The organism is Kothea flammea, from assembly GCF_052161645.1.
Lineage (GTDB): Bacteria > Planctomycetota > Planctomycetia > Pirellulales > Pirellulaceae > Laterigemmans.
The window spans coordinates 6,008,876-6,035,875 of the sequence record NZ_CP197414.1; the positions used below are offsets into that span (position 1 = coordinate 6,008,876).

At 54.9% G+C, this 27,000-nt stretch carries 1 protein-coding gene; it reads right to left on the minus strand.

Annotation, left to right across the window (positions count from 1 at the left end):
- A complete protein-coding gene (locus tag SH139x_RS22500) occupies positions 1 to 27,000 on the minus strand; it encodes a cadherin-like domain-containing protein (RefSeq protein ID WP_488352013.1) in 27,000 nt (8,999 codons plus the stop codon).

Genomic DNA, 27,000 nt, shown 5'->3' on the forward strand with positions numbered 1-27,000 from the left:
CTATTTCTCTTGCTCACGTCCGCGGCGAACCGTTTCCGGCAATCGAGGTCCCGCCAAATCAGCGATACCGCTCCAAGACCTCATCAGTGCCCAAAGCACTCCAAAGCTGCCCTTCGGCCTCGCTTGGCTTGACTCTTCGCTTCGCTGGTAATCATTAAAAGCGGCTAGATGCTGGTTTGCTCCAACTTGCGACTCATTCGCCGATCCGTTGGCTCGAACTTTGAGCAGATCTTCTTCCCAGCTGATCTGCTCAATATCAAATGCGTTCAACTCTCTCCATTGGCCAGATTGTTCACGTGTCAAGGATAACAATTCGGCGTCTATCTGAAAGTCCAAAGCGGCGATGGACTGGTCATCGAGTTCGCGCCAATCTCTTGGTCTATCAGCACCTACTTCGGGAGATGATTCGTTTCCAGCATCCTCAGTGTTCACGCCAACCGCACCAACTAACGAATAACTCGCATCCATTGGTTCCGCAACTGCCTCACGGTTTGATTCTTGACCAACGTCTTCCGTGGCGGTCGACTGCGAATCAGCCGACGATTTATCACCAGTGTCAGAGGTTTCAGGCAACTCAACAAGCAGTTCGGTGATGGTAACACTTAGCTCACTTGCCACCGTAACCTGTTCTTGAGTCTCCAACTCAGTTGTCGTCGCACTGATTTGCAAGGAAAAATTCCCGTTGGATCCCGCTGGTGGAATGATGCCCAACTGTTGCCAAGACCAATCTGTGATATCAACGGATGTCGTTCCCGCTCTACTAACAAACCGATTGACGCCATCAGTCAGTGTTGCACCGACGGGAATTTGGCTAATGTGCAAAGCCAAATTTTCTGAGCCGTCGGTATCAACTAGTTCCGCCATGACAGACAGTTTGATCAAGGTATCCTGCGTGCCGAAAGCGTCAGCTACAAGAATTTGAGCAGCGTCGGTTGCCGCGGTAAAATGTACCTGTACATCGACAGTCTGGTCCACCGAATCAGAGAGGCTTGTCACTAGCTCAATTTTCGCATCGACAACGCCGGAAAAATGCTCGGGAGGCGAGATCACCAAGCCCGCCAAGTTCCACTGCTGAACATCAATAATGGCGGATGGATCGGTAATCAATGCGTGATGATGCGACGAATCCGAAAGGATCGTGCCGACCGGCAGTCCACTGACTCGCAGCTCAACAACAGTCTCTCCTCGAACATCCACGGGATCAATGGTGATCGGCCAAGCTTGTGGCGAATCCTCAATCCCATGAACTTCAGGGACTCTGAGGACCATTGCATCTCGCTGACCGTGGATTGTGAGCTGCAACTCCCCGCGGTTGCTCGCCCCATCCGAATCAACAACGGTGTACTGAATATGAACCAGAGCCGTTTCTCCAAGGGCAAGTCCTTGATAATGCTGACCAGGGCGGTACTCAATGCGGTTGTTAACGATACGCACATCGCCTGAACCAGCTGCTACCTCCGCAGAGGCAACGATCAAGGTGTCGGTTGCATCAGCATCAACGTCGTTTGCGAGCACTTCAAAGCTGCGAATTTCATCTTCTGTCAAATTGCCATAATCTTGCACAGCCACCGGGCCATCGTTAGTGCCCGAAACGGTGATCGTAACGGTAGCTTGCGAGGTGGCATTGTTGTTGTCGGTCACTTCGTAAACAAAGGTTACATCGCGAGTTTCACCGGCAGCCAAATCTTGGAAGTCCGCTCCCGGATCAAACGAGTAAGAACCGTCGGCGTTGACGGTAGCCGAACCTTCGGACGTATTGGAAACCAACGCGTAGGCATGCGTGTCGCTCATGTCGGCATCGGTTTCGGATAATTGTCCGGTCAGAGCTGAACCATCTTCAATCGCCATGTTGACTCCTGACTGGGCAACTGGACCGTCATTGGTGCCGGAGACCGTGATCGTTACGGTTGCTTGTGAAGTCGCATTGTTATTGTCAGTGACTTCGTAAACGAAGGTCACGTCACGAGTTTCACCAACGGCCAGCTCTTGGAAGTCGGCTCCTGGATCGAATGAATACGAACCATCGAAATTGACTGAGGCGGTACCTTCGGCCGTGTTCGTGATCAATGCGTACGTGTGCGTATCACTGGTGTCTGCGTCGGTTTCGGTCAGTTGACCAGTCACAACCGAGCCATCTTCAATCGCCGCGTTGACTCCTGACTGGGCAACTGGACCGTCATTGGTGCCGGAGACCGTAATTGTTACGGTTGCTTGTGAAGTCGCATTGTTGTTGTCGGTGACTTCGTAAACAAACGTCACATCACGAGTTTCACCAATGGCCAAATCTTGGAAGTCAGTTCCCGGATCGAACGTGTAACTACCATCGGAATTGACTGCGGCAGAACCTTCGGCAGTATTGGAGATCAAGGCGTAAGTGTGAGTATCGCTAGTATCGGCATCGGTTTCGGTCAGTTGACCAGTCACAACCGAGCCCTCTTCAATCGCCGCGTTGACGCCGGACTGTGCCACCGGACCGTCATTGGTGCCCGAAACCGTAATCGTCACGGTCGCTTGCGAGCTGGCGTTGTTGTTGTCGGTCACTTCGTAGACAAACGTCACGTCCCGAGTTTCACCAACAGCAAGATCTTGGAAGTCGCTTCCGGGATTGAACAAATAGGACCCATCCGAATTGACCGTGGCCGAGCCCTCAGCCGTGTTCGTGATCAAGGCATAAGTGTGCGTATCGCTGATGTCCGCATCGGTCTCAGTCAGTTGACCCGTAACTACCGAACCATCTTCAACCGCTGTATTCACTCTGGTTTGAGCCACTGGACCATCGTTGGTGCCCGAAACGGTGATCGTGACTGTCGCTTGCGATGTGGCGTTGTTATTGTCGGTTACTTCATAGACGAAGGTCACGTCCCGAGTTTCGCCAACAGCCAGATCTTGGAAGTCATTTCCCGGATCAAACGAATATGAACCGTCGGCGTTGACCGTGGCAGTGCCTTCCGCAGTGTTGGTAATCAAAGCGTAGGTATGCGTGTCACTGGTATCGACGTCTGTTTCAGTCAGTTGGCCCGTGACAACCGAACCATCTTCGACCGCCGTGTTGACGCCCGACTGAGCCACCGGTCCATCGTTCGTTCCCGAAACCGTGATCGTGACCGTCGCCTGCGAGGTCGCGTTGTTGTTGTCGGTCACTTCGTAAACGAAAGATACATCGCGGGTTTCGCCAACAGCAAGATCTTGGAAGTCAGCACCCGGATCGAATGAATAAGAACCATCGGCATTGACAGTGGCAGTGCCTTCCGCAGTGTTGGCAATCAAAGCGTAGGTGTGCGTATCGCTGGTGTCCGCATCGGTCTCAGTCAGTTGACCAGTCACTACCGAACCATCTTCGACCGCCGTGTTCACTCCGGACTGAGCAACGGGGCCGTCGTTAGAGCCAGAGACCGTGATTGTGACCGTCGCCTGTGAGGTCGCGTTGTTATTGTCGGTTACTTCGTAGACGAAGGTCACGTCCCGAGTTTCACCAACGGCCATATCTTGGAAGTCACTGCCTGGATCAAACGAATACGAACCATCGGCATTGACCGTTGCCGAACCTTCCGACGTATTGGTGATCAACGCGTAAGTATGCGTGTCGCTCGTATCCGCATCGGTTTCAGTCAGCTGACCGGTGACAACTGAACCATCTTCAATCGCCGTGTTCACTCCGGACTGAGCCACTGGCCCGTCGTTGGTACCGGAGACAGTAATCGTCACAGTCGCCTGCGAAGTGGCAATGTTATTGTCAGCCACTTCGTAGACGAAGGTCACGTCGCGGGTTTCACCGACAGCCAGATCTTGGAAGTCAGACCCCGGACTAAACGAGTAAGAGCCATCCGAATTGACAGTGGCGGAACCTTCGGACGTGTTGGTGATCAATGCATAAGTATGCGTGTCGCTGGTGTCCGCATCGGTCTCAGTCAGCTGTCCGGTAACCACCGAACCATCTTCAACCCCCGTATTCGCACCCGATTGAGCCACCGGCCCGTCGTTAGAGCCAGAGACCGTGATTGTGACCGTCGCCTGTGAGGTCGCGTTGTTATTGTCGGTTACTTCGTAGACGAAGGTCACGTCGCGGGTTTCGCCAACAGCCAAGTCTTGGAAGTCATTTCCCGGATCAAACGAATACGAACCATCGGCATTGACCGTTGCCAAACCTTCCGATGTATTGGTGATCAACGCGTAGGTGTGCGTGTCACTGGTGTCAGCATCCGTCTCAGTCAGCTGTCCGGTAACCACCGAACCATCTTCGACCGCCGTATGCACACCCGACTGAGCCACCGGCCCGTCGTTAGTGCCGGAGACGGTGATCGTGACCGTCGCCTGCGAAGTGGCGCTGTTGTTATCCGTGACTTCGTACACAAACGTCACGTCGCGGGTTTCACCGACAGCCAGATCTTGGAAGTCAGACCCCGGATTGAATGAATAGCTTCCATCAGCGTTGACCGTTGCCAATCCTTCCGCAGTGTTGGTAATCAACGCATAGGTATGCGTGTCACTGGTATCGACGTCCGTTTCAGTCAGCTGGCCCGTGACAACCGAACCATCTTCGACCGCAGTGTTCACTCCGGACTGAGCAACGGGGCCGTCGTTAGAGCCAGAGACCGTGATTGTGACCGTCGCTTGCGAGGTGGCAGTGTTGTTATCGGTCACCTCGTAGACGAAGGTCACGTCCCGAGTCTCGCCAACAGCCAGATCTTGGAAGTCATTTCCCGGATCAAACGAATATGAACCGTCGGCGTTGACCGTGGCAGTGCCTTCCGCAGTGTTGGCAATCAAAGCGTAGGTGTGCGTGTCGCTGGTGTCCGCATCGGTCTCAGTCAGCTGTCCGGTAACCACCGAACCATCTTCAACCCCCGTATTCACACCCGATTGAGCCACCGGCCCGTCGTTAGAGCCAGAGACCGTGATTGTGACCGTCGCCTGTGAGGTCGCGTTGTTGTTGTCGGTCACTTCGTAAACGAAAGATACATCGCGAGTTTCACCAACGGCAAGATCTTGGAAGTCAGCACCCGGATCGAATGAATAAGAACCATCGGCATTGACAGTGGCAGTGCCTTCCGCAGTGTTGGCAATCAAAGCGTAGGTGTGCGTATCGCTGGTGTCCGCATCGGTCTCAGTCAGCTGGCCCGTGACAACAGAGCCATCTTCGACCGCCGTGTTGACGCCGGACTGAGCCACTGGCCCATCGTTAGTGCCAAAGACCGTGATTGTGACCGTCGCCTGTGAGGTCGCGTTGTTGTTGTCGGTTACTTCGTAGACGAAGGTTACATCACGGGTTTCGCCAACAGCCAAATCCTGGAAGTCGCTTCCGGGATTGAAAGAGTATGAGCCATTAGTATTGACAATGGCCAAACCTTCAACCGTGTTGGATATCAGCGCATAAGTATGCGTGTCGCCGGTATCGGCGTCTGTTTCAGTCAACTGGCCCGTAACAACCGAACCATCTTCGACCGCAGTGTTCACTCCGGACTGAGCAACGGGGCCGTCGTTAGAGCCAGAGACCGTGATTGTGACGGTCGCTTGCGAGGTGGCGTTGTTGTTGTCGGTCACTTCGTAAACGAAAGATACATCGCGGGTTTCGCCAACAGCAAGATCTTGGAAGTCGCTTCCGGGATTGAACAAATAGGACCCAGCCGAATTGACCGTGGCCGAGCCCTCAGCCGTGTTCGTGATCAAGGCATAAGTGTGCGTATCGCTGATGTCCGCATCGGTCTCAGTCAGTTGACCCGTAACTACCGAACCATCTTCAACCGCTGTATTCACTCTGGTTTGAGCCACTGGACCATCGTTGGTGCCCGAAACGGTGATCGTGACTGTCGCTTGCGATGTGGCGTTGTTATTGTCGGTTACTTCATAGACGAAGGTCACGTCCCGAGTTTCGCCAACAGCCAGATCTTGGAAGTCATTTCCCGGATCAAACGAATATGAACCGTCGGCGTTGACCGTGGCAGTGCCTTCCGCAGTGTTGGTAATCAAAGCGTAGGTATGCGTGTCACTGGTATCGACGTCTGTTTCAGTCAGTTGGCCCGTGACAACCGAACCATCTTCGACCGCCGTGTTGACGCCCGACTGAGCCACCGGTCCATCGTTCGTTCCCGAAACCGTGATCGTGACCGTCGCCTGCGAGGTCGCGTTGTTGTTGTCGGTCACTTCGTAAACGAAAGATACATCGCGGGTTTCGCCAACAGCAAGATCTTGGAAGTCAGCACCCGGATCGAATGAATAAGAACCATCGGCATTGACAGTGGCAGTGCCTTCCGCAGTGTTGGCAATCAAAGCGTAGGTGTGCGTATCGCTGGTGTCCGCATCGGTCTCAGTCAGTTGACCAGTCACTACCGAACCATCTTCGACCGCCGTGTTCACTCCGGACTGAGCAACGGGGCCGTCGTTAGAGCCAGAGACCGTGATTGTGACCGTCGCTTGCGAGGTGGCATTGTTGTTATCGGTCACCTCGTAGACGAAGGTCACGTCCCGAGTCTCGCCAACAGCCAGATCTTGGAAGTCATTTCCCGGATCAAACGAATATGAACCGTCGGCGTTGACCGTGGCAGTGCCTTCCGCAGTGTTGGCAATCAAAGCGTAGGTGTGCGTGTCGCTGGTGTCCGCATCGGTCTCAGTCAGCTGTCCGGTAACCACCGAACCATCTTCAACCCCCGTATTCACACCCGATTGAGCCACCGGCCCGTCGTTAGAGCCAGAGACCGTGATTGTGACCGTCGCCTGTGAGGTCGCGTTGTTGTTGTCGGTCACTTCGTAAACGAAAGATACATCGCGAGTTTCACCAACGGCAAGATCTTGGAAGTCAGCACCCGGATCGAATGAATAAGAACCATCGGCATTGACAGTGGCAGTGCCTTCCGCAGTGTTGGCAATCAAAGCGTAGGTGTGCGTATCGCTGGTGTCCGCATCGGTCTCAGTCAGCTGGCCCGTGACAACAGAGCCATCTTCGACCGCCGTGTTGACGCCGGACTGAGCCACTGGCCCATCGTTGGTGCCCGAAACCGTGATCGTTACGGTAGCTTGCGATGTGGCATTGTTGTTGTCGGTTACTTCGTAGACGAAGGTCACGTCCCGAGTTTCACCAACGGCAAGATCTTGGAAGTCAGCACCCGGATCGAATGAGTATGACCCGTCGGGGCTGACCGTGGCAGAACCTTCAGCCGTGTTCGTGATCAAGGCGTAAGTGTGCGTATCGCTGGTATCAGCGTCCGTTTCAGTTAGCTGTCCAGAGACAACCGAACCATCTTCGACCGCCGTGTTGACTCCGGACTGAGCCACTGGGCCGTCGTTAGAGCCAGAGACCGTGATTGTGACCGTCGCTTGCGAGGTGGCATTGTTGTTATCGGTCACCTCGTAGACGAAGGTCACGTCCCGGGTTTCGCCAACAGCCAGATCTTGGAAATCGGCACCCGGATCGAATGAATAAGACCCATCGGCATTGACAGTGGCAGCGCCTTCCGCAGTGTTGGTAATCAAAGCGTAGGTGTGGGTGTTACTCGTATCCGCATCGGTCTCGGTCAACTGTCCGGTAACCACCGAACCATCTTCAACCGCCGTATTCACACCCGATTGAGCCACCGGCCCGTCGTTAGTGCCGGAGACGGTGATCGTGACCGTCGCCTGTGAGGTCGCGTTGTTGTTGTCGGTCACTTCGTAAACGAAGGTCACGTCCCGAGTTTCACCAACGGCAAGATCTTGGAAGTCAGCACCCGGATCGAATGAGTATGACCCGTCGGGGCTGACCGTGGCAGAACCTTCAGCCGTGTTCGTGATCAAGGCGTAAGTGTGCGTATCGCTGGTATCAGCGTCCGTTTCAGTTAGCTGTCCAGAGACAACCGAACCATCTTCGACCGCCGTGTTGACTCCGGACTGAGCCACTGGGCCGTCGTTAGAGCCAGAGACCGTGATTGTGACCGTCGCTTGCGAGGTGGCATTGTTGTTATCGGTCACCTCGTAGACGAAGGTCACGTCCCGGGTTTCGCCAACAGCCAGATCTTGGAAATCGGCACCCGGATCGAATGAATAAGACCCATCGGCATTGACAGTGGCAGCGCCTTCCGCAGTGTTGGTAATCAACGCGTAGGTGTGGGTGTTACTCGTATCTGCATCGGTCTCGGTCAACTGTCCGGTAACCACCGAACCATCTTCAACCGCCGTATTCACACCCGATTGAGCCACCGGCCCGTCGTTAGTGCCGGAGACGGTGATCGTGACCGTCGCCTGTGAGGTCGCGTTGTTGTTGTCGGTTACTTCGTAGACGAAGGTCACGTCCCGAGTTTCACCAACGGCAAGATCTTGGAAGTCAGCACCCGGATCGAATGAGTATGACCCGTCGGGGCTGACCGTGGCAGAACCTTCAGCCGTGTTCGTGATCAAGGCGTAAGTGTGCGTATCGCTGGTATCAGCGTCCGTTTCAGTTAGCTGTCCAGAGACAACCGAACCATCTTCGACCGCCGTGTTGACTCCGGACTGAGCCACTGGGCCGTCGTTAGAGCCAGAGACCGTGATTGTGACCGTCGCTTGCGAGGTGGCATTGTTGTTATCGGTCACCTCGTAGACGAAGGTCACGTCCCGGGTTTCGCCAACAGCCAGATCTTGGAAATCGGCACCCGGATCGAATGAATAAGACCCATCGGCATTGACAGTGGCAGCGCCTTCCGCAGTGTTGGTAATCAACGCGTAGGTGTGGGTGTTACTCGTATCCGCATCGGTTTCGGATAATTGTCCGGTCAGAGCTGAACCATCTTCAATCGCCATGTTGACTCCTGACTGGGCAACTGGACCGTCATTGGTGCCGGAGACCGTGATCGTTACGGTTGCTTGTGAAGTCGCATTGTTATTGTCAGTGACTTCGTAAACGAAGGTCACGTCACGAGTTTCACCAACGGCCAGCTCTTGGAAGTCGGCTCCTGGATCGAATGAATACGAACCATCGAAATTGACTGAGGCGGTACCTTCGGCCGTGTTCGTGATCAATGCGTACGTGTGCGTATCACTGGTGTCTGCGTCGGTTTCGGTCAGTTGACCAGTCACAACCGAGCCATCTTCAATCGCCGCGTTGACTCCTGACTGGGCAACTGGACCGTCATTGGTGCCGGAGACCGTAATTGTTACGGTTGCTTGTGAAGTCGCATTGTTGTTGTCGGTGACTTCGTAAACAAACGTCACATCACGAGTTTCACCAATGGCCAAATCTTGGAAGTCAGTTCCCGGATCGAACGTGTAACTACCATCGGAATTGACTGCGGCAGAACCTTCGGCAGTATTGGAGATCAAGGCGTAAGTGTGAGTATCGCTAGTATCGGCATCGGTTTCGGTCAGTTGACCAGTCACAACCGAGCCCTCTTCAATCGCCGCGTTGACGCCGGACTGTGCCACCGGACCGTCATTGGTGCCCGAAACCGTAATCGTCACGGTCGCTTGCGAGCTGGCGTTGTTGTTGTCGGTCACTTCGTAGACAAACGTCACGTCCCGAGTTTCACCAACAGCCAGATCTTGGAAGTCGGCTCCTGGATCGAATGAATACGAACCATCAGCATTGACTGTCGCCGATCCTTCTTCCGTATTGGATATCAAAGCGTAGCTATGCGTATCGCTCGTATCGGCATCGGTTCCGGTCAGTTGGCCGGTTACAACCGAGCCATCTTCAATCGCCATGTTGACTTCTGACTGTGCAAATGGACCGTCATTGGTGCCGGAGACCGTGATCGTTACGGTTGCTTGTGAAGTCGCATTGTAATTGTCAGTGACTTCGTAAACGAAAGTTACATCGCGCGTTTCACCAACAGCCAGATCTTGAAAATCGGTCCCCGGATCAAACGAGTAGGAACCATCCGTATTGACCGTCACCGAACCCTCGGAAGTGTTGGATATCAACGCGTAAGTATGCGTGTCACTTGTGTCAGCATCCGCTTCAGTCAGCTGGCCTGTCACAACCGAGCCATCTTCAACCGCCGAGTTCACTCCCGCCTGAGCCACCGGGCCGTCGTTGGTACCTGAAACGGTGATCGTGACTGTCGCTTGTGATGTGGCGTTGTAATTGTCAGTGACTTCGTAAACGAAAGTTACATCGCGCGTTTCACCAACAGCCAGATCTTGAAAATCGGTCCCCGGATCAAACGAGTAGGAACCATCCGTATTGACCGTCACCGAACCCTCGGAAGTGTTGGATATCAACGCGTAAGTGTGCGTATCACTGGTGTCAGCGTCGGTTTCGGTTAGTTGACCGCTAACAACCGCACCGTCTTCCACTGCTATATTCACGCCAGACTGTGCCACCGGACCATCGTTGGTCCCCGAAACCGTAATCGTGACGGTCGCCTGAGAAGTTGCATTGTTGTTGTCGGTTACTTCGTAGACGAATGTAACATCGCGTGTTTCACCCACTGCCAGATCTTGGAAGTCAGTTCCCGGATCGAACGTGTATGAACCATCAAGATTGACCGCGGCGATTCCTTCGCTCGTGTTACTGACGAGCGCGTAGGTGTGCGTATCACTGGTGTCAGCGTCGGTCTCGGCTAGTTGACCTGTGACTACTGAACCATCTTCAATCGCAGTATTCACGCCCGACTGTGCTACCGGTCCATCATTGGTGCCTGAAACCGTGATGGTTACGGTCGCCTGCGAGGTGGCGTTATTGTTATCGGTCACTTCATAAACAAACGTCACATCGCGAGTTTCACCGACAGCCAGATCCTGGAAGTCAGCTCCCGGATCGAACGTGTAGGAACCGTCGGCGTTGACGGTGGCCGAACCTTCGGACGTGTTGGAGATCAACGCGTAGGCATGCGTGTCACTCGTGTCAGCATCCGTTTCCGTCAACTGCCCAGTCACAACCGTTCCATCTTCGACTGCCGTGCTGACTCCCGACTGCGCCACCGGGCCGTCGTTCGTGCCGGAAATCGTGATTGTGACCGTCGCCTGCGAGGTCGCGTTGTTGTTGTCGGTAACCTCGTAAACGAAAGTCACGTCACGAGTTTCGCCAACTGCCAGATCTTGGAAATCGGTTCCAGGGTCAAACGTGTAGGAACCGTCAGGGTTCACCGTAGCGGAGCCCTCAGCCGTGTTGGCAATCAATGCGTAGGTGTGCGTGTCACTCGTATCGGCATCGGTCTCGATTAGTTGACCTGTAACTACCGAACCATCTTCGACCGCCGTGTTGACGCCCGACTGTGCAACCGGGCCGTCGTTGGTTCCTGAGACCGTGATTGTCACGGTTGCTTGCGAGGTGGCGTTGTTGTTGTCGGTGACTTCGTAGACGAAGGTTACATCCCGTGTTTCGCCAAACGCCAAATCTTGGAAATCGGTTCCTGGATTGAACGAGTAGGAACCGTCGGCATTGACCGTGGCCGAACCTTCGGCAGTATTGGAGATCAACGCGTAAGTGTGAGTATCGCTCGTATCGGCATCGGTTTCCGTTAACTGTCCGGTGACTGCCGATCCGTCTTCAACCGCTGTATTGACTCCCGACTGAGCTACTGGTCCATCGTTCGTTCCTGAGACCGTAATTGTCACGGTTGCTTGCGAGGTGGCGTTGTTGTTGTCGGTCACTTCGTAGACGAAGGTTACGTCGCGAGTCTCGCCAACTGCTAGGTCTTGAAAGTCACTGCCGGGATCGAACGAGTATGAGCCATCGGAATTGACCGTAGCGGAGCCTTCGGTCGTGTTGGTGATCAATGCGTAGGTGTGGATGTCACTGGTATCAGCGTCGGTCTCGGTCAATTGACCAGTGACAATGGACCCATCTTCGACCGCAGTGTTCACTCCTGCCTGAGCAACCGGACCGTCGTTGGTGCCAGAAACGGCGATTGTGACCGTTGCTTGCGAAGTGGCGTTATTGTTGTCAGTTACCTCGTAAACGAATGTCACATCGCGAGTCTCGCCAACTGCCAAGTCTTGGAAGTCGGTGCCTGGATCGAACGAATATGAACCATCCGTATTGACCGTCGCCGATCCTTCCGCAGTGTTGGAGATCAACGCGTAGGTATGCGTGTCACTGGTGTCCGCATCCGTCTTCGTCAACTGTCCAGTGACAACGGACCCATCTTCGACCGCAGTGTTCACACCCGACTGGGCAGCCGGGCCGTCATTCGTTCCCGAAACGGTGATTGTTACGGTCGCCTGCGAAGTCGCGTTGTTGTTATCGGTAACTTCGTAAACGAAGGTCACATCACGGATTTCGCCGACAGCCAAATCCTGGAAGTCAGCTCCTGGATCAAATGAATAGCTACCATCCGGGTTGACCGTCGCTGATCCCTCAGATGTATTGGAAACCAACGCATAAGTATGCGTGTCACTGGTGTCCGCGTCGGATTCGGTCAGCTGGCCGGTGACAACCGAACCATCTTCGACCGAAGTGTTGACGCCGGACTGAGCCACCGGCCCGTCGTTCGTGCCTGAAACCGTGATCGTGACCGTCGCCTGCGAGCTGGCGTTGTTATTGTCAGTTACCTCGTAAACGAAAGTCACATCGCGAGTTTCGCCGACAGCCAAGTCTTGGAAGTCGGTTCCTGGATCGAACGAATATGAACCATCAGAGTTGACCGTAGCTGAACCTTCGGCCGTGTTCGTGATCAATGCGTAGGTATGCGTATCATTGGTGTCGGCATCGGTCTCGGTTAATTGACCTGTGACAACGGAACTATCTTCAACTGCTGTGTTCACTCCCGACTGAGCTACTGGTCCATCGTTCGTTCCCGAGACAGTAATGGTTACCGTTGCTTGTGAGGTGGCATAGTTGTTGTCGGTCACCTCGTAAACGAAGGTTACATCGCGAGTTTCACCGACAGCCAAATCTTGGAAGTCACTGCCGGGATCGAATGAATAGCTTCCATCAGCGTTGACCGTTGCCGATCCTTCCGCAGTGTTGGAGATCAACGCGTAAGTGTGGGTGTCACTCGTATCCGCATCGATTTCAGTCAACTGACCCGTGACAACGGAACCATCCTCGACCGCTGTATTCACACCCGACTGAGCAACGGGTCCATCGTTCGTTCCCGAAACCGTGATCGTGACCGTTGCTTGCGAAGTTGCGTTATTGTTGTCGGTCACTTCGTAGACGAATGTCACATCACGAGTCTCGCCAACAGCCAGATCTTGGAAATCGGTTCCTGGATTGAACGAGTAGAAACCGTCGGCATTGACCGTGGCCGAACCTTCGGCAGTATTGGAGATCAACGCGTAAGTGTGAGTATCGCTCGTATCGGCATCGGTTTCGGTCAGTTGACCAGTCACAACCGAGCCATCTTCAATCGCCGCGTTGACGCCAGACTGTGCTACCGGACCATCGTTCGTGCCAGAAACGGTGATTGTGACCGTTGCTTGCGAAGTGGCGTTGTTGTTATCGGTGACTTCGTAAACGAATGTTACATCGCGAGTTTCACCGACAGCCAAATCTTGGAAGTCGGTGCCTGGATTGAATGAGTAGCTACCATCAGCATTGACCGTCGCCGAACCCTCGAACGTGTTGGAGATCAACGCGTAGGTATGCGTATCATTAGTGTCGGCATCGGTCTCGGTTAATTGACCTGTGACAACCGAGCCATCTTCAACTGCGGTGTTGACACCCGACTGTGCTACCGGACCATCATTGGTACCCGAGACCGTAATCGTCACGGTCGCTTGTGAGATCGCGTTGTTGTTATCGGTCACTTCGTAAACAAACGTCACGTCCCGAGTTTCACCAGCAGCCAAATCTTGGAAATCGGTTCCTGGATCGAACGTGTAACTACCATCGGAATTGACTGCGGCGAATCCTTCGCTAGTGTTGCTGATTAGCGCGTAAGAATGCGTATCGCTCGTATCAGCGTCGGTCTCGGCCAGTTGACCTGTGACTACTGAACCGTCTTCGACCGCGATGTTGACGCCAGACTGTGCTACCGGACCATCATTGGTGCCAGAGACCGTGATCGTCACGGTCGCTTGCGAAGTTGCATTGTTGTTGTCGGTGACTTCGTAGACGAAGGTCACATCCCGTGTTTCGCCAAACGCCAAATCTTGGAAATCGGTTCCTGGATTGAACGAGTAGGAACCGTCGGCATTGACCGTGGCCGAACCTTCGGCAGTATTGGAGATCAACGCGTAAGTGTGAGTATCGCTCGTATCGGCATCGGTTTCGGTCAGTTGACCAGTCACAACCGAGCCATCTTCAATCGCCGTGTTGACGCCAGACTGTGCTACCGGACCGTCGTTCGTGCCAGAAACGGTGATGGTGACCGTTGCTTGCGAAGTGGCGTTGTTGTTATCGGTGACTTCGTAAACGAAAGTTACATCCCGGGTCTCGCCAACGGCCAAATCTTGGAAGTCAGTGCCGGGATTGAATGAATAGCTTCCATCAGCGTTGACCGTAGCAGATCCTTCGGACGTGTTGGAGATCAACGCGTAGCTATGCGTATCGTTCGTGTCCGCGTCGGTTTCGGTCAGTTGACCAGTCACAACCGAACCATCTTCGACTGCCGTTTTGATTCCCGACTGCGCCACGGGGCCATCGTTGGTGCCGGAAACTGTGATCGTTACAGTCGCCTGCGACGTCGCATTGTTGCTGTCGGTGACTTCGTAAACAAAGGTCACATCGCGGGTCTCACCGACGGCCAAATCTTGGAAGTCAGTGCCGGGATTGAACGAGTAGGAACCGTCGGCATTGACCGTGGCCGAACCTTCGGCAGTATTGGAGATCAACGCGTAAGTGTGAGTATCGCTCGTATCGGCATCGGTTTCGGTCAGTTGACCAGTCACAACCGAACCATCTTCAATCGCCGCGTTGACGCCAGACTGTGCTACCGGACCATCGTTAGTTCCCGAAACCGTGATCGTGACGGTTGCTTGTGAGGTGGCATTGTTGTTGTCGGTCACCTCGTAAACGAAAGTCACATCGCGAGTCTCGCCAACTGCCAAGTCTTGGAAGTCGGTGCCTGGATCGAACGAATATGAACCATCCGTATTGACCGTCGCCGATCCTTCCGCAGTGTTGGAGATCAACGCGTAAGTGTGTGTGTCGCTGGTGTCGGCGTCAGTCTCAGTTAATTGCCCCGTCACAACCGAGCCATCTTCGACCGCAGTGTTCACTCCTGTCTGAGCAACCGGACCGTCGTTCGTGCCAGAAACGGTGATGGTGACCGTCGCTTGCGAAGTGGCGTTGTTGTTGTCGGTGACTTCGTAAACGAAAGTCACATCACGAGTCTCGCCAACTGCCAAGTCTTGGAAGTCGGTGCCTGGATCGAACGAATATGAACCATCAGAGTTGACCGTAGCAGAACCTTCGGCCGTGTTCGTGATCAATGCGTAGGTATGCGTATCATTGGTGTCGGCATCGGTCTCGGTTAATTGACCTGTGACAACGGAACCATCTTCAACTGCGGTGTTCACACCCGACTGAGCAACGGGTCCATCGTTCGTTCCCGAAACCGTGATCGTGACCGCAGCTTGCGAGGTGGCGTTGTTGTTGTCAGTTACCTCGTAAACGAAGGTTACATCGCGAGTTTCACCGACAGCCAAATCTTGGAAGCCAGCTCCTGGGTCGAACGAGTACGAACCATCGGGGTTGACTGAGGCGGTACCTTCGGCCGTGTTCGTGATCAATGCGTAAGTGTGCGTATCATTAGTATCGGCATCGGTCTCGGTTAATTGACCTGTGACAACCGAGCCATCTTCAACTGCGGTGTTGACACCCGACTGTGCTACCGGACCATCATTGGTACCCGAGACCGTAATCGTGACGGTCGCTTGTGAGGTCGCGTTGTTGTTATCGGTCACTTCGTAAACAAACGTCACGTCCCGAGTTTCACCAGCAGCCAAATCTTGGAAATCGGTTCCTGGATCGAACGTGTAACTACCATCGGAATTGACTGCGGCAAATCCTTCGCTAGTGTTGCTGATTAGCGCGTAAGAATGCGTATCGCTCGTATCAGCGTCGGTCTCGGCCAGTTGACCTGTGACTACTGAACCGTCTTCGACCGCGATGTTGACGCCAGACTGTGCTACCGGACCATCATTGGTGCCAGAGACCGTGATCGTCACGGTCGCTTGCGAAGTTGCATTGTTGTTGTCGGTGACTTCGTAGACGAAGGTCACATCCCGTGTTTCGCCAAACGCCAAATCTTGGAAATCGGTTCCTGGATTGAACGAGTAGGAACCGTCGGCATTGACCGTGGCCGAACCTTCGGCAGTATTGGAGATCAACGCGTAAGTGTGAGTATCGCTCGTATCGGCATCGGTTTCGGTCAGTTGACCAGTCACAACCGAGCCATCTTCAACTGCAGTATTCACTCCCGATTGAGCAACCGGACCATCGTTAACGCCCGAGACCGTGATCGTGACCGTAGCTTGCGAAGTGGCCCCCGCTGCATCGGTTGCTTCGTAAACAAACGTCACATCGCGAGTTTCACCCACCGCCAAATTCTGAAAATCGCTTCCTGGATCGAAGGTGTAGTCGCCATTCGAGTCGACCACCACTGAACCTTCCGCCGGTCCGCTGATCAACGCGAAGCCTAACGAGTCGCCGACATCTTCATCGCTGGCGTTCAATGTTCCCGCCACTGCGAGACCATCCTCCACAGCTGCCCCCGTTCCGTTATCGGCAACTGGGGCATCGTTCGTGTTGGATATGGTAATTTGAAAAGTTGACGGGGTTGCACTGCCAAGCACGTCCGTAGCGGTGACTTTCAAATTCAGCGTGCCGACATCCGCATTGGTTGGAGCGCCGGAGAACGTTCGGGTTGCTTGGTCGAAGCTTAACCAAGTTGGCAATGGCGAATCATCAGATAGCGACGCCGTATACTCCAGCGTGTCACCATGAATCAGATCGTCATCTCCGAACGTGGCACCATCGAAAGTGAACGAGAATGTTTCGTCTTCGTTGACCGTTTGGTCTGGAATCGATTGATTTAAGAAGGGGTCGTCGTTTGTATTCAGCACATCGACATCAAATGTGTCCGATACCTCTTCACCCGCTTTATCTCGAGCGGTTACTTTGACAGTGACTTTACCCACATTAGCGTTGCGGGGGATCCCTGAAAACTTGCGAGTTTCGGCTGTAAACAGCAGCCAATCGGGCAGCGCTGACCCATCGGCAAGAGTGGCTTCAAACGTCAACTCATCTCCGTTAATCATATCTTCATCCGCAAACGCGTTCGCGGAAAAAACATACTCGAAAGTGGCATCTTCATTGACCACCTGTGAGACGAGTCCCGCATCAACCGTCGGTGCTTCGTTGGTATCGGTGACCGAGATCAGAAACGTGCGGCTGGCCGAATTGCCGTTGGCGTCTGTGGCATCAGCCGTGATGCTGTATTGGTCTTGTGACTCATGATCCAAGACGGCCCCCGCGGCGACGCGAACCACCCCGTCCGCGTCGACCGTGAATAAACCGCCCGCATCGTCGCTGAGATTAAACGTAAAGCGGTCCAGGCGATCGGGATCGCTGACTGACAAGGCGCCCACCGCCGTTCCCGCTGCCGAATTCTCCGCGATCGCGAGATTGGACATCGCAAGGTCATTGGGATGTTCCGCAGCGTCAGTCACCTGCAGCCGGAACAACTCGCTGATCTGTGCGCCAGCCGCATCCGTGCTGGTCACCGTCAGCTCAATCATCGGCTCGGCTTCGTGGTTCAGCGACTGGCCGTTCTTCAGTCGCAACTGCCCCGACACCACCTCGAAGCGGGCATCCGAGATAGTGTAAGTGAAAGTATCGGTCGCGTCATGATCGACAGTGTCGAGCGTTGCGACCGCAGCCCAAGTCACATTCTCGGGTAGCGCCACATGATAAACCGAGCTAGCCGTTGGTGCGGCCGAAGTACTGAATTCAAGTCTACCATCCCAAGGCATGATCTCCTGCCCAGCCTGAGTCGTGCCGTTGGTCCGACGGTATACCGTGTCATCCGATTCAGCTTCGTATCGCTGACCATTTACTTCGATGTAATCGACTCGCAAGTTGCGATCATCACCTCCTCCGCCATCGTTGAAATACTCAACCCACACCGAACCCGGCACTGCTCCAGCATGCCGCAGCGAGACGGTTTCCCAATTCCCGTCGCCCCAATCGGCCACGCCCTCAGCCACCGCGACACCATCGACATAGATTCGGTAACGAGGCGGCGTCAGCGCGTTGGCTTCACCTCCATAGTCCGCTTGCATTCTGAATTGCAACAGGTTTTGGATCGCATTGATGGAGATTATATTGATGTCAGTCGGATCGTCATTGGCTCCATTGATCGTGACGGTCAGCTGAGCCGTACTGCTCAGTCCGCCGCTGTCTTCAATCGTGTAGGTGAAGACATCATCAAGTGTTTCCGCAGCAGTCCTCAGTGATTGCACATCCGCGTTGTTGTTGTCGACACTGTAGGTGTAAGATCCGTCAGCGGCGATGGTGATGCTGCCGTAGGATCCGGTGACCGAAGAAGATACAGACCCGGCGGCTGAAGCTTGGACACCAGCATTGACGCCGACCACCGTCTTGACATCTCCCGCATCGACGTCAGTATCATTGCTCAGCACATTGCCGTTCGGATTGGTGCCCACGGTCGCGTTGTTTGCGCCCCCCGCTTCGACGGCGATGGCGGAATCCGCGAAGGCAACTGGTGCTTCGTTGACGTCGGTCAGTTTAATGGTGATGACTTGATCGTCAAACGCTCCGCCAATGTCGGTTGCTCGGATGGTGACAGTATGCGAGGTTGCGGTTTCATAATCGAGTAGCGCACTGTTTGCAACCGTCACTTGCCCCGTTGTGCTGTTGATCGCGAACGCACCGGCAAAGGCTTGCGAGACAATGCTGTAGGTGAGCGTATCGCCAGCGTCGACGTCATCGCCGATGACGCGCCCGACGGTGGTGCCGTTGCTGGCGTTCTCTTGCACTGCTGGCGAGTCCGAAACGACGTAGCGGAAGTAGACCTGATTGTCGTTTGAATTGTCAGCGCTCCAAATCCAATTGGCAGTCTCCAGGTTTTCGTAATCGGGATCGGATGAGATACTTCCCCAAGGACCACTGCTGCGAATTCCGAAAGTGGTCGCATGATCCCAGTGTGCATCGTTGAAAGCGCTCGTGTTCCAATCAGCTTCCAGCGTTGTCGAGATCCGCCAATCGGCACCAGTGACGACCCTCGCTCCATTGGCAAAATCGATCGCCGCGATCATGGCTGCCGATCCACCCGTGTCGGTCGCCTCGATGGCCACCACATCACCCGCTTGCAACGTGGTCGCGTACGTTTCAATGTTCGGCCAATTTAGATCGCTGCCGACCAGCGTGCCGTTAACATACAAACTGTACGTGTCATCCGCCGTGATCGTGATCGTGGCCGATTGAGGTGTCGCGCCAATCGGAGTGATCGTCGGCGCGTCGTCGACATCAGTGACGGTGATGATTGCGGAATCGGTCGCGTCACTGAAGGCTGTTGTGCCGCCAAAACTGGACGTGTCGACTTTACTGCCGACGCTGCCGCTGGTTTGATCCCAAGCGGCAAAAATGATCGATGCGGTCTCGCCGTTTTGCCCGTCGGGCACAAAACGCAGGCTATCGGTGGATCGCAGCAACAGCGAGCTTCCCACCGACACCGTTCCGACATCCGTCCAGCCCGCGCCGATGTCGTATTGCCAACTCCCATGGGTGCTGCTGGTCGCGAACACCGCGATGCCTGCGAGCGCTCCCGAGTCCACGTCGGTGATGCGCTGAACACCATTATCACTGGCCAAAATTTCGGCAACGGTGTTTCCCAAGTTTGCTGTGTCGTCCTCAGTGATCGTGTCGAGCGATAGGAACCCAGCATTGTCCAACACCGGCGCGTCGTTGACCGGAGCAACTTGAATCGCCACGCTGCCAGTCGACGATGACTGATCGGTCGCCAGCGCCGCGATCTCGTCAGCCGACAGAGCACGCGAGTAGATGCGGGCGTCGTCGATCAAGCCATTTGCATGGGTTTGGCCAGGTGTTGCATTGCGACCAATGACATGATCGCTCCCCAATTGGTGGATCGACTCAGTGAAGTTCGTCGATGCAACAAGTTGGCCATCGATATACAGATTCTGCGTTTGTGCTGCGGCATTAACGGAATACGCAACATGCCGCCATCCTGTCCCAATGACAACTTCGTCTGAGCTTGTGTTATTCCAACTTGAAACGCTGGCATTGCGATAATTGCCGTAGACGGTTCCGTCCGCAGCAACCCATATCCCAACATCGTTACCAAGCAATACGACGGTTTGCAATTCACCCGCTTGGATGGGATTGGAAAAATTAATCCACGCCCCAATGGTAACCTGGTCGGTGAAACTAATCGTTGGCGAAATTCGCACGCCATCGTCGATTCCATCAAGAGCGAGCACTTGCCCGCGATGTGCGTCGGTAACGACTGAAGCACCATTCTCCAACGCGCCATCATTCGACGTGCCCGCCGAGTGATCGACCGCGTTACCACCGTCGAAGGTGTAATGACCCTCGAGGCTGGCCCCCAGCGACGTTGTCACGGTCAGCGAATCGCTGCCGTTGTAATCAGCGGTCGGCGTGTAGATCAGCCCTTCCAAAGCTGCATTGATGTCGGATTCATTTCCTTGCAGCACCATGAAACCGCTACCATTGGCTCCGCTGGGGATAATTAGCCCGGTCGTTTGTGACAACGTCAGCGTGCCGTGATCGACCGATAGGAAAACTTGCAGCGGTGTGTCGCTGCTGCCCAGCGTGTCGCTGATCGTGATCGCGTTGTCGCTAGCAGCATTGAACAACAGTGATCCATCCTCGTTTAACGCTTGCGTCGATAGCGGCATGGTTTGCGTCGGTTCGACACCCACGTCATCCAACGTGATCGTTACGGTTTCGCTGTAAAGGTTGCCCGCCGCATCGGTGACTTGGACCGTAACGCTGTGGGAAGTTGCCGTTTCATAGTCGAGCAGCGAACCGTTGGCGACTGTGATTTCACCGGAGCTCGCATTGATCACAAATCGCCCGCCTGCATCATCAAGCAGCGTGAACGTGTGGATGTCGTTCGCTTCGTCATCCACCAAAACGCTGCCAACCAAAGTCCCGTTGAACGCATTCTCGAAAACGTTCGACGACGAAAGTCCAAGATCACCGGGGGCGCGATTATTAATCGCGCCCGCTTCGAAGACCGCATAACCGAAGTCATGTGCATTGTGCCCTTCGTCGTCAGCTTCCTCCAACGTCATCTCGACGGAGCCAGCCGTCAGGTTTTGGTACCGTACGTCCGCCGCGTCACGTCCGTTCATTGTCTGTAAGTCCGCGATCAGGACGCGGGATACATCGGAATTGCCGGAGAGCGTGACAGGTTGCCAGGGTTCGGCAGCCGCCGTGTTCTTGCGGGTATGGAAGCCGCCGCTTTCGTAAGGTTGTCCGCCAGACGTACCACTGCCAGCTTCCATAGCGACCCAGTACAGCGATTCTGGAGCTGTGATCAAGAATGCATCATCTTCGTCCGACTTGATTTGAATATCAAAACCAGTGGTCGTGATGTTGCGTACTTGCTGAACGTAGACGAGTCCGTCGTTGGCCGAGCCAGCGGTCGCAAAAATCAAGGGAGCGGTACTGAAAGCGGAGTCGAAGGTAACCCTCATCCAAGTCTGTTCGGTGCCATCGGTCGCCACCGCCCCCGCTTGAATCACTCTTCCATCGTCGAGCGTGCTAAGCCCCTGTTCCACAACCATGTAACCCACTTCTTCGGCAACATGGGTCCCGTCGAAGGCTTGCCATTCACGCAGTCTTGCTTGAAAACTTGATCCCGAAATTGTGCCAACCTGTGTGACCGTGTTGTCGCCTTCGTTGTGGCTGGGTGGTCCCAAGATGACGATCGCGTTGTTGTATTCATGCTGCAGATTAATGGTGCTGAACTGGTCAGTCAGCGATGCGGTTCCGGTTTCCCCGAAGACGCGGCTCTCGACAACATCGTTCACATGGATGGTAAATGATTGCGAGTATGCTGCTCCCGTACCATCGACGACCTGAATGGTGAGCACGTGGCTCTGCGCGTTTTCGAAATCGATCAGCATCCGCTCAGCGACCGTGAGTTCGCCAGTGCTGACGTCGATCGCGAACGCACCGTCGAAGTCTTGCGAGATGATGCTGTAGGTGAGAGCGTCGGTCGCGTCGAGCACATCGTCGGCGTTCCACTCGACGACGTAGCCTATCGTGCTGCTGGAGATCGTATCGAACCACAGCCCATCGGTATGACTCAAACGCCCGAAGTCCTCATCGGCCGTACCAGCGCTCGGCTCGGAAACCAACCAGTTCTGGTACTCGCCATTGACCACATTACCAGCGTCGGCTCCGCTCCAAAACAAATCGCCCGCGGTTCCCCCCTCATACCAACGCCATTCGCCTTCGACGATCTGATCCGCAGCACCGATCCAAACATCTCCGCCATGGGCTGCAGCCATCGAGTGAATGATTTCGTTCTCAGTGGCTGAATCAATCACCACCAAGTTACCGGCAACACCGGCCAACGTGTTGCCAACAGCTGCCGACAACGCCGTGTTCCAGTTGACGCTGGAATTGACGAGTTGATAGAAGCTGCCCGTCTCGGCGCTATACCTTAAACTCAAATCGGCCGCCAACAGCGAAGTGATCCTGGCTTTACGTTCCGCATCGACTCCCGAAACTTGCCCAATCACGGTACTGTTGAGTGCGTTTTCGTTCGCGGCGAACGTCAGCGAAGCTTCGCTGGCCGTAAAACCGGCTTCCGTAACATGCTTGACAGTCAGATTGTTACCGCTGACCGTATCGACCACGAAACCACTACTGGACAACTGATCGAATCGCCAATTGGCAATCATGCCCGCTTCGTTGTACGGCAAGTCGCTGCGATAGCTGGCCGCGATTTCACCGGCAGTGCGAATGTCTGCAAAAAACCGAACTTCATAAAGCGTTCCGCTGAAAGTTTGTGCCGCGCTGAAATTGGATTCGATCGCATCCTGCTCTTGTCCGAATACCAAGGCCCCATGCTCGGCAATCGCCCCGGAGGTGCCGACCCCCGTGACGGTTTCGACGAATTTACCATCGATGTAGATGGACAGGTCTCCCGAATTGCTCCAAGTGACCGAAAGCGTGCGTTCTTGGCCGTCGGCGAGCGCCGCCGTGTAATCGATTCCGGCAGCCACCACCGTCGAGCCACTGGCGATCCGAGCACCCAGCGTGCCATCATTGTTCAGAACGAGGCGAGTTTCGCCGCCGGTCGCATGGTAAGAAAGCAGCGTTTCCGAGCCGACCACGCTGTCGATCTTAAACCGCGTCTCAAAGGAGAACTGCGTTCGCCCCCCCAGGATTGCATGCCCGTCATCGGCGCTCAGATAAACATCGTTCCCGCCGTCTTCATTAATACTCAATCCTCCGCCCGCCGTGCCAACGGTTTGCAGATCTGTCGGCATTGACGGGGCGGTCGTCACCGTAAAGGCATCCGAATCAGTGAGCGGATTGCCGAAAGGAGCATCGGTCCGGGCGACGGCTAAAGTAAGACTATCCGTCCCCGCCGACAAAGTCTGAATCGTCAGGTTCCCCAGATCCCAACCACTGATATCGGCTGTGGCATTATCGGTTGCTGCCACAAACGTGCTGACACCATCACGGAGCATCGTGCCCGCACGCAGGCCGCCCAGTTCGATGTGCAACGTCCCCGCGTCGTTGGCATCATACGTGTCCGCGTCCAAATTCAAAGCTAGCGGGACACCCGCCGATCCCGTCGCATTTTCAGCAACCGAGTAAACCGGCGACGACTGCGTGAACTCGCCTGACGCAAACGTGTAATAGCCATCCGAAAATTGCAGCACCTCAACGCTCGACAGCGTATCAACACCATCACGACCCCGCATCGAATCCATCAGCGTGTGCGTGCCGTCGCTGTTATCAAGCAACGCATATTCGCCATAACGGCCTTGATAGATTGCAAGATCTTTGCCATCGCCACCGGCAATGTTATCGCCGACAATACCATCGGCGTGCAACGTTTCTATCCGCAGGTTATCGATACCCAAGGCTTCGTCACCTACCGCTTGATTCAGTGTCGTCGCGAAGCCCAGCTTGAGCGAAGGGTTAGGGTTTTCGACTACCAATTGGAAACGTAATTGTTGATCCTTCAAACCAGAGAACCCCTGGTTCACTAAGCCTTTATCCAGCGGTTCCATTGTCCATTTGACACCTCCCAGTTCACCGCTGATTGCCCTCGCCCCGTCATTGAAGACAAAACGCGTATCAATAAGCAACACATCATCGATATATACCTGAAACCGTTCGTTATCCCAAGAGTCGAGTCGCAACATATCGAACTCGATCACGGCAACATCTTGGCCACTGGACAATGTGAAAGTTTTTTCCACAACCCCGTCAGTCCCGGTAAATCGCCCCAAAAATTCACCGTAGGTCCCGGCAAAGGAATTATCCCAAGGCGTGATCGAGGTTCCCGTGAGACCAAATTCTCCTGGATTCGAAGCGCCTTGCCAGACGTTCGGCGTGACCACCAGATCTCCGCTGGCATAGCCGCTTTGAATGCCTTCGATCTGGCTGTTGGTTCCTTCCAAAGAGGTCGCCGTGTCGTTGCTGTAATCGAGCTGAGCGACCAGGATGTCGGAATCTCGCGGATCGAAAGCAACCATAGACACGGCGACTTCACCTCCCTTAGGCCCGACATTCGTATCGTAATACCAGGTGTCGCTGCTGGGGTCGAACTTGACGGCAACGAGATTGCTCGCGTTCCCTGAGAGAACGGGATTGGCGGCAAAGCGGGTGGCGAGGGACTCGCTGGAATAGAGCAAGTAACCAATACCCGTCTGGTTGTCGGCAGCCGCGGCACCATTGTTCAAACTGCCCAAGGAGAGCGCCGTACCAGTCGGTTGCCCGGCGACACCGCCGTCAACGACCCAATCATCAGTGATATTGTTCGACCAACCGCTGGCCCCAGTCTCAAAGTTTTCGTAAGCCACCAAAGTGCGAGTCGCATCGCTGCTCGCTCCGCCAGTCATCACGTCCTGACCAGCACCAGCAATGAGCGAATCATCAGCAGTCCGCTCCAGACGCAGATTATCCAGCAGCGTGCCACGAGTACTGATATTCGCCTCGGTATCGGTCAGCGTCAACGTGTTGCTGCCATCGCCACTGCCGGCGATTAAATTATAAGAGTACGTCGTCCAAGCGTTGGGCGAAGTATCGATCGTATCGACCAGCGCGCCGCCCCAGTAGATCGCCAATGTCTCACCAGAACCGGCGTTCTCCATCCGCGCATCGAAGGTGAACGTCAACCGCTCGCCTGTCGCCAGCCCGGCGACGGTTTGGCTGATCGTCGACTGATTCAAGTCGATGTTATAGTCGCCGTCGGTGGTCAAGAAGTTGTTGTGGTTGGCTTCATGTAGATCGATCGCCCCACCTGAAACGTTCCAGCCGGTCAGATTGCCCGAGCCGGCCGCAGCGACGCTAGACCCTCCCGCCGCAGGTGTGGGCAACGCGTCCAATTCTTCGAACGAACCGTTGAATAGCAGGTTAGTCTCGCTGGGCGACTGCACATCACCTGTCAACGCATCATCGCCGCCCCCACCAACCAGCACATCAGCACCGCTGCCACCGACCAACGTATCATTACCGTCAGCCGCGTCCGTTTCATACACGCGGACGGCAGAGACCAACGGCCCACCGTTTGTCGTTCCCGAGGTGCTGGTGAATGAAAGCGTCGTGGCAGCGTCAGTCGCCGTAAAGGTATATGACTTAGCCTGCCAGGGCATATTCGTCCAAGTCGCGGCATACGGAATCTCGTTGACGATGCTCGCACTTTGTCCGTCAGCGGCGATGGTTAGCGAGTTAGCCGACGTACCGTTGCTCCCCATGAAAAACGTAACGGTATACTGCCGGCCGACTTCGGTCGTCAAGCTGGTTTCGATGCCCCCGAAGCCAGCGTTTCCATTCAAGTCGACTGCGCGGCCGCCGCCAGGAACGACCAATCCAACGTAGCCATTTTCAAGGAAGTCGACATTATTCTGCGTTACCGCCCAAGCACCCGAAGTGCCGCTAAAACTAGATTGCGTCGTCGATGTCACCGAGTTGAAATCCCCCGCCGCACCGAGCAGATCGCCCGCCCCGCTGACGACGTCGCCGGCAGACGCCCCATCATGCGAGTCATCCCCGCCGGTTCCCTCGATCACATTTTGATCGGCATCCCCCGTGGCCAGCACGTTCAACCAACTTGACCGCAAAGCCGCATCGATTGGCATATCATTCTCAATCAGGCCGACGGCATATTCCAGCTCCCAATCACCGCCAAGACTTGCGTGCCCCGTCAAATCGGTACTGGCGGCCACATCGGCCCCAGTCAGCTCGGCCAAAGTATCCACCCACTGCTCGCCCTCCCAACCGGCAGCCACATCGCAGCCCCAAATCAGAAAGTCCGCGTCCGACTGCAGCGAATCGGCCCAACTGCCAATTAGCAATGATTGTGTGGTTAATGTTTGGCGATCGATCACGCCGTCGCCAAGCAAAATCTCACCACTTTGCCCGTGGGAGAAAATGTGAACTGCATCCAGCTGCACATCGCCCAATGATTTTATGGCTCGATCGATCGCGGCGATTCCATCTTCATCGCTGTCAACGATGACCACATACTCCGATTGCAAGCTGTCCAGCAATTGCTCGAGTTCGGCCACTCGCGAGTCGACAATGGTCAACTCGATTGAATCAACGCTGTTTACGTCGATGCTGTCCAAGTCTGCTTCGAGTTCGTCGAATAAGGCAAACAGATCGTTAAATTCGCCGTCGGCAGCAGGGGTCGAGGAGGCGAGGAAATCCTCTGCCAACTGGTCGTTTGAAAAACCCTCCATTCCGTTGGTCGCTTGCTGAAGCTCTTCGGGCTCGACCCACGTGGCGCTCAGCATGATCCTCGGTTCGAGGTCGATCACCCTCAAGGGCTGACGTTGCCGCAGAGATGTCACTTCAGCGGGTTGTCCTGAATGGGACGATTGTTCAGACGCTGCCGCGGAGTTCGCCGACAAGGAAGCACGCAAGCGAGCGGCTCGACGAATCACATAGTCGCGAAAATTCAT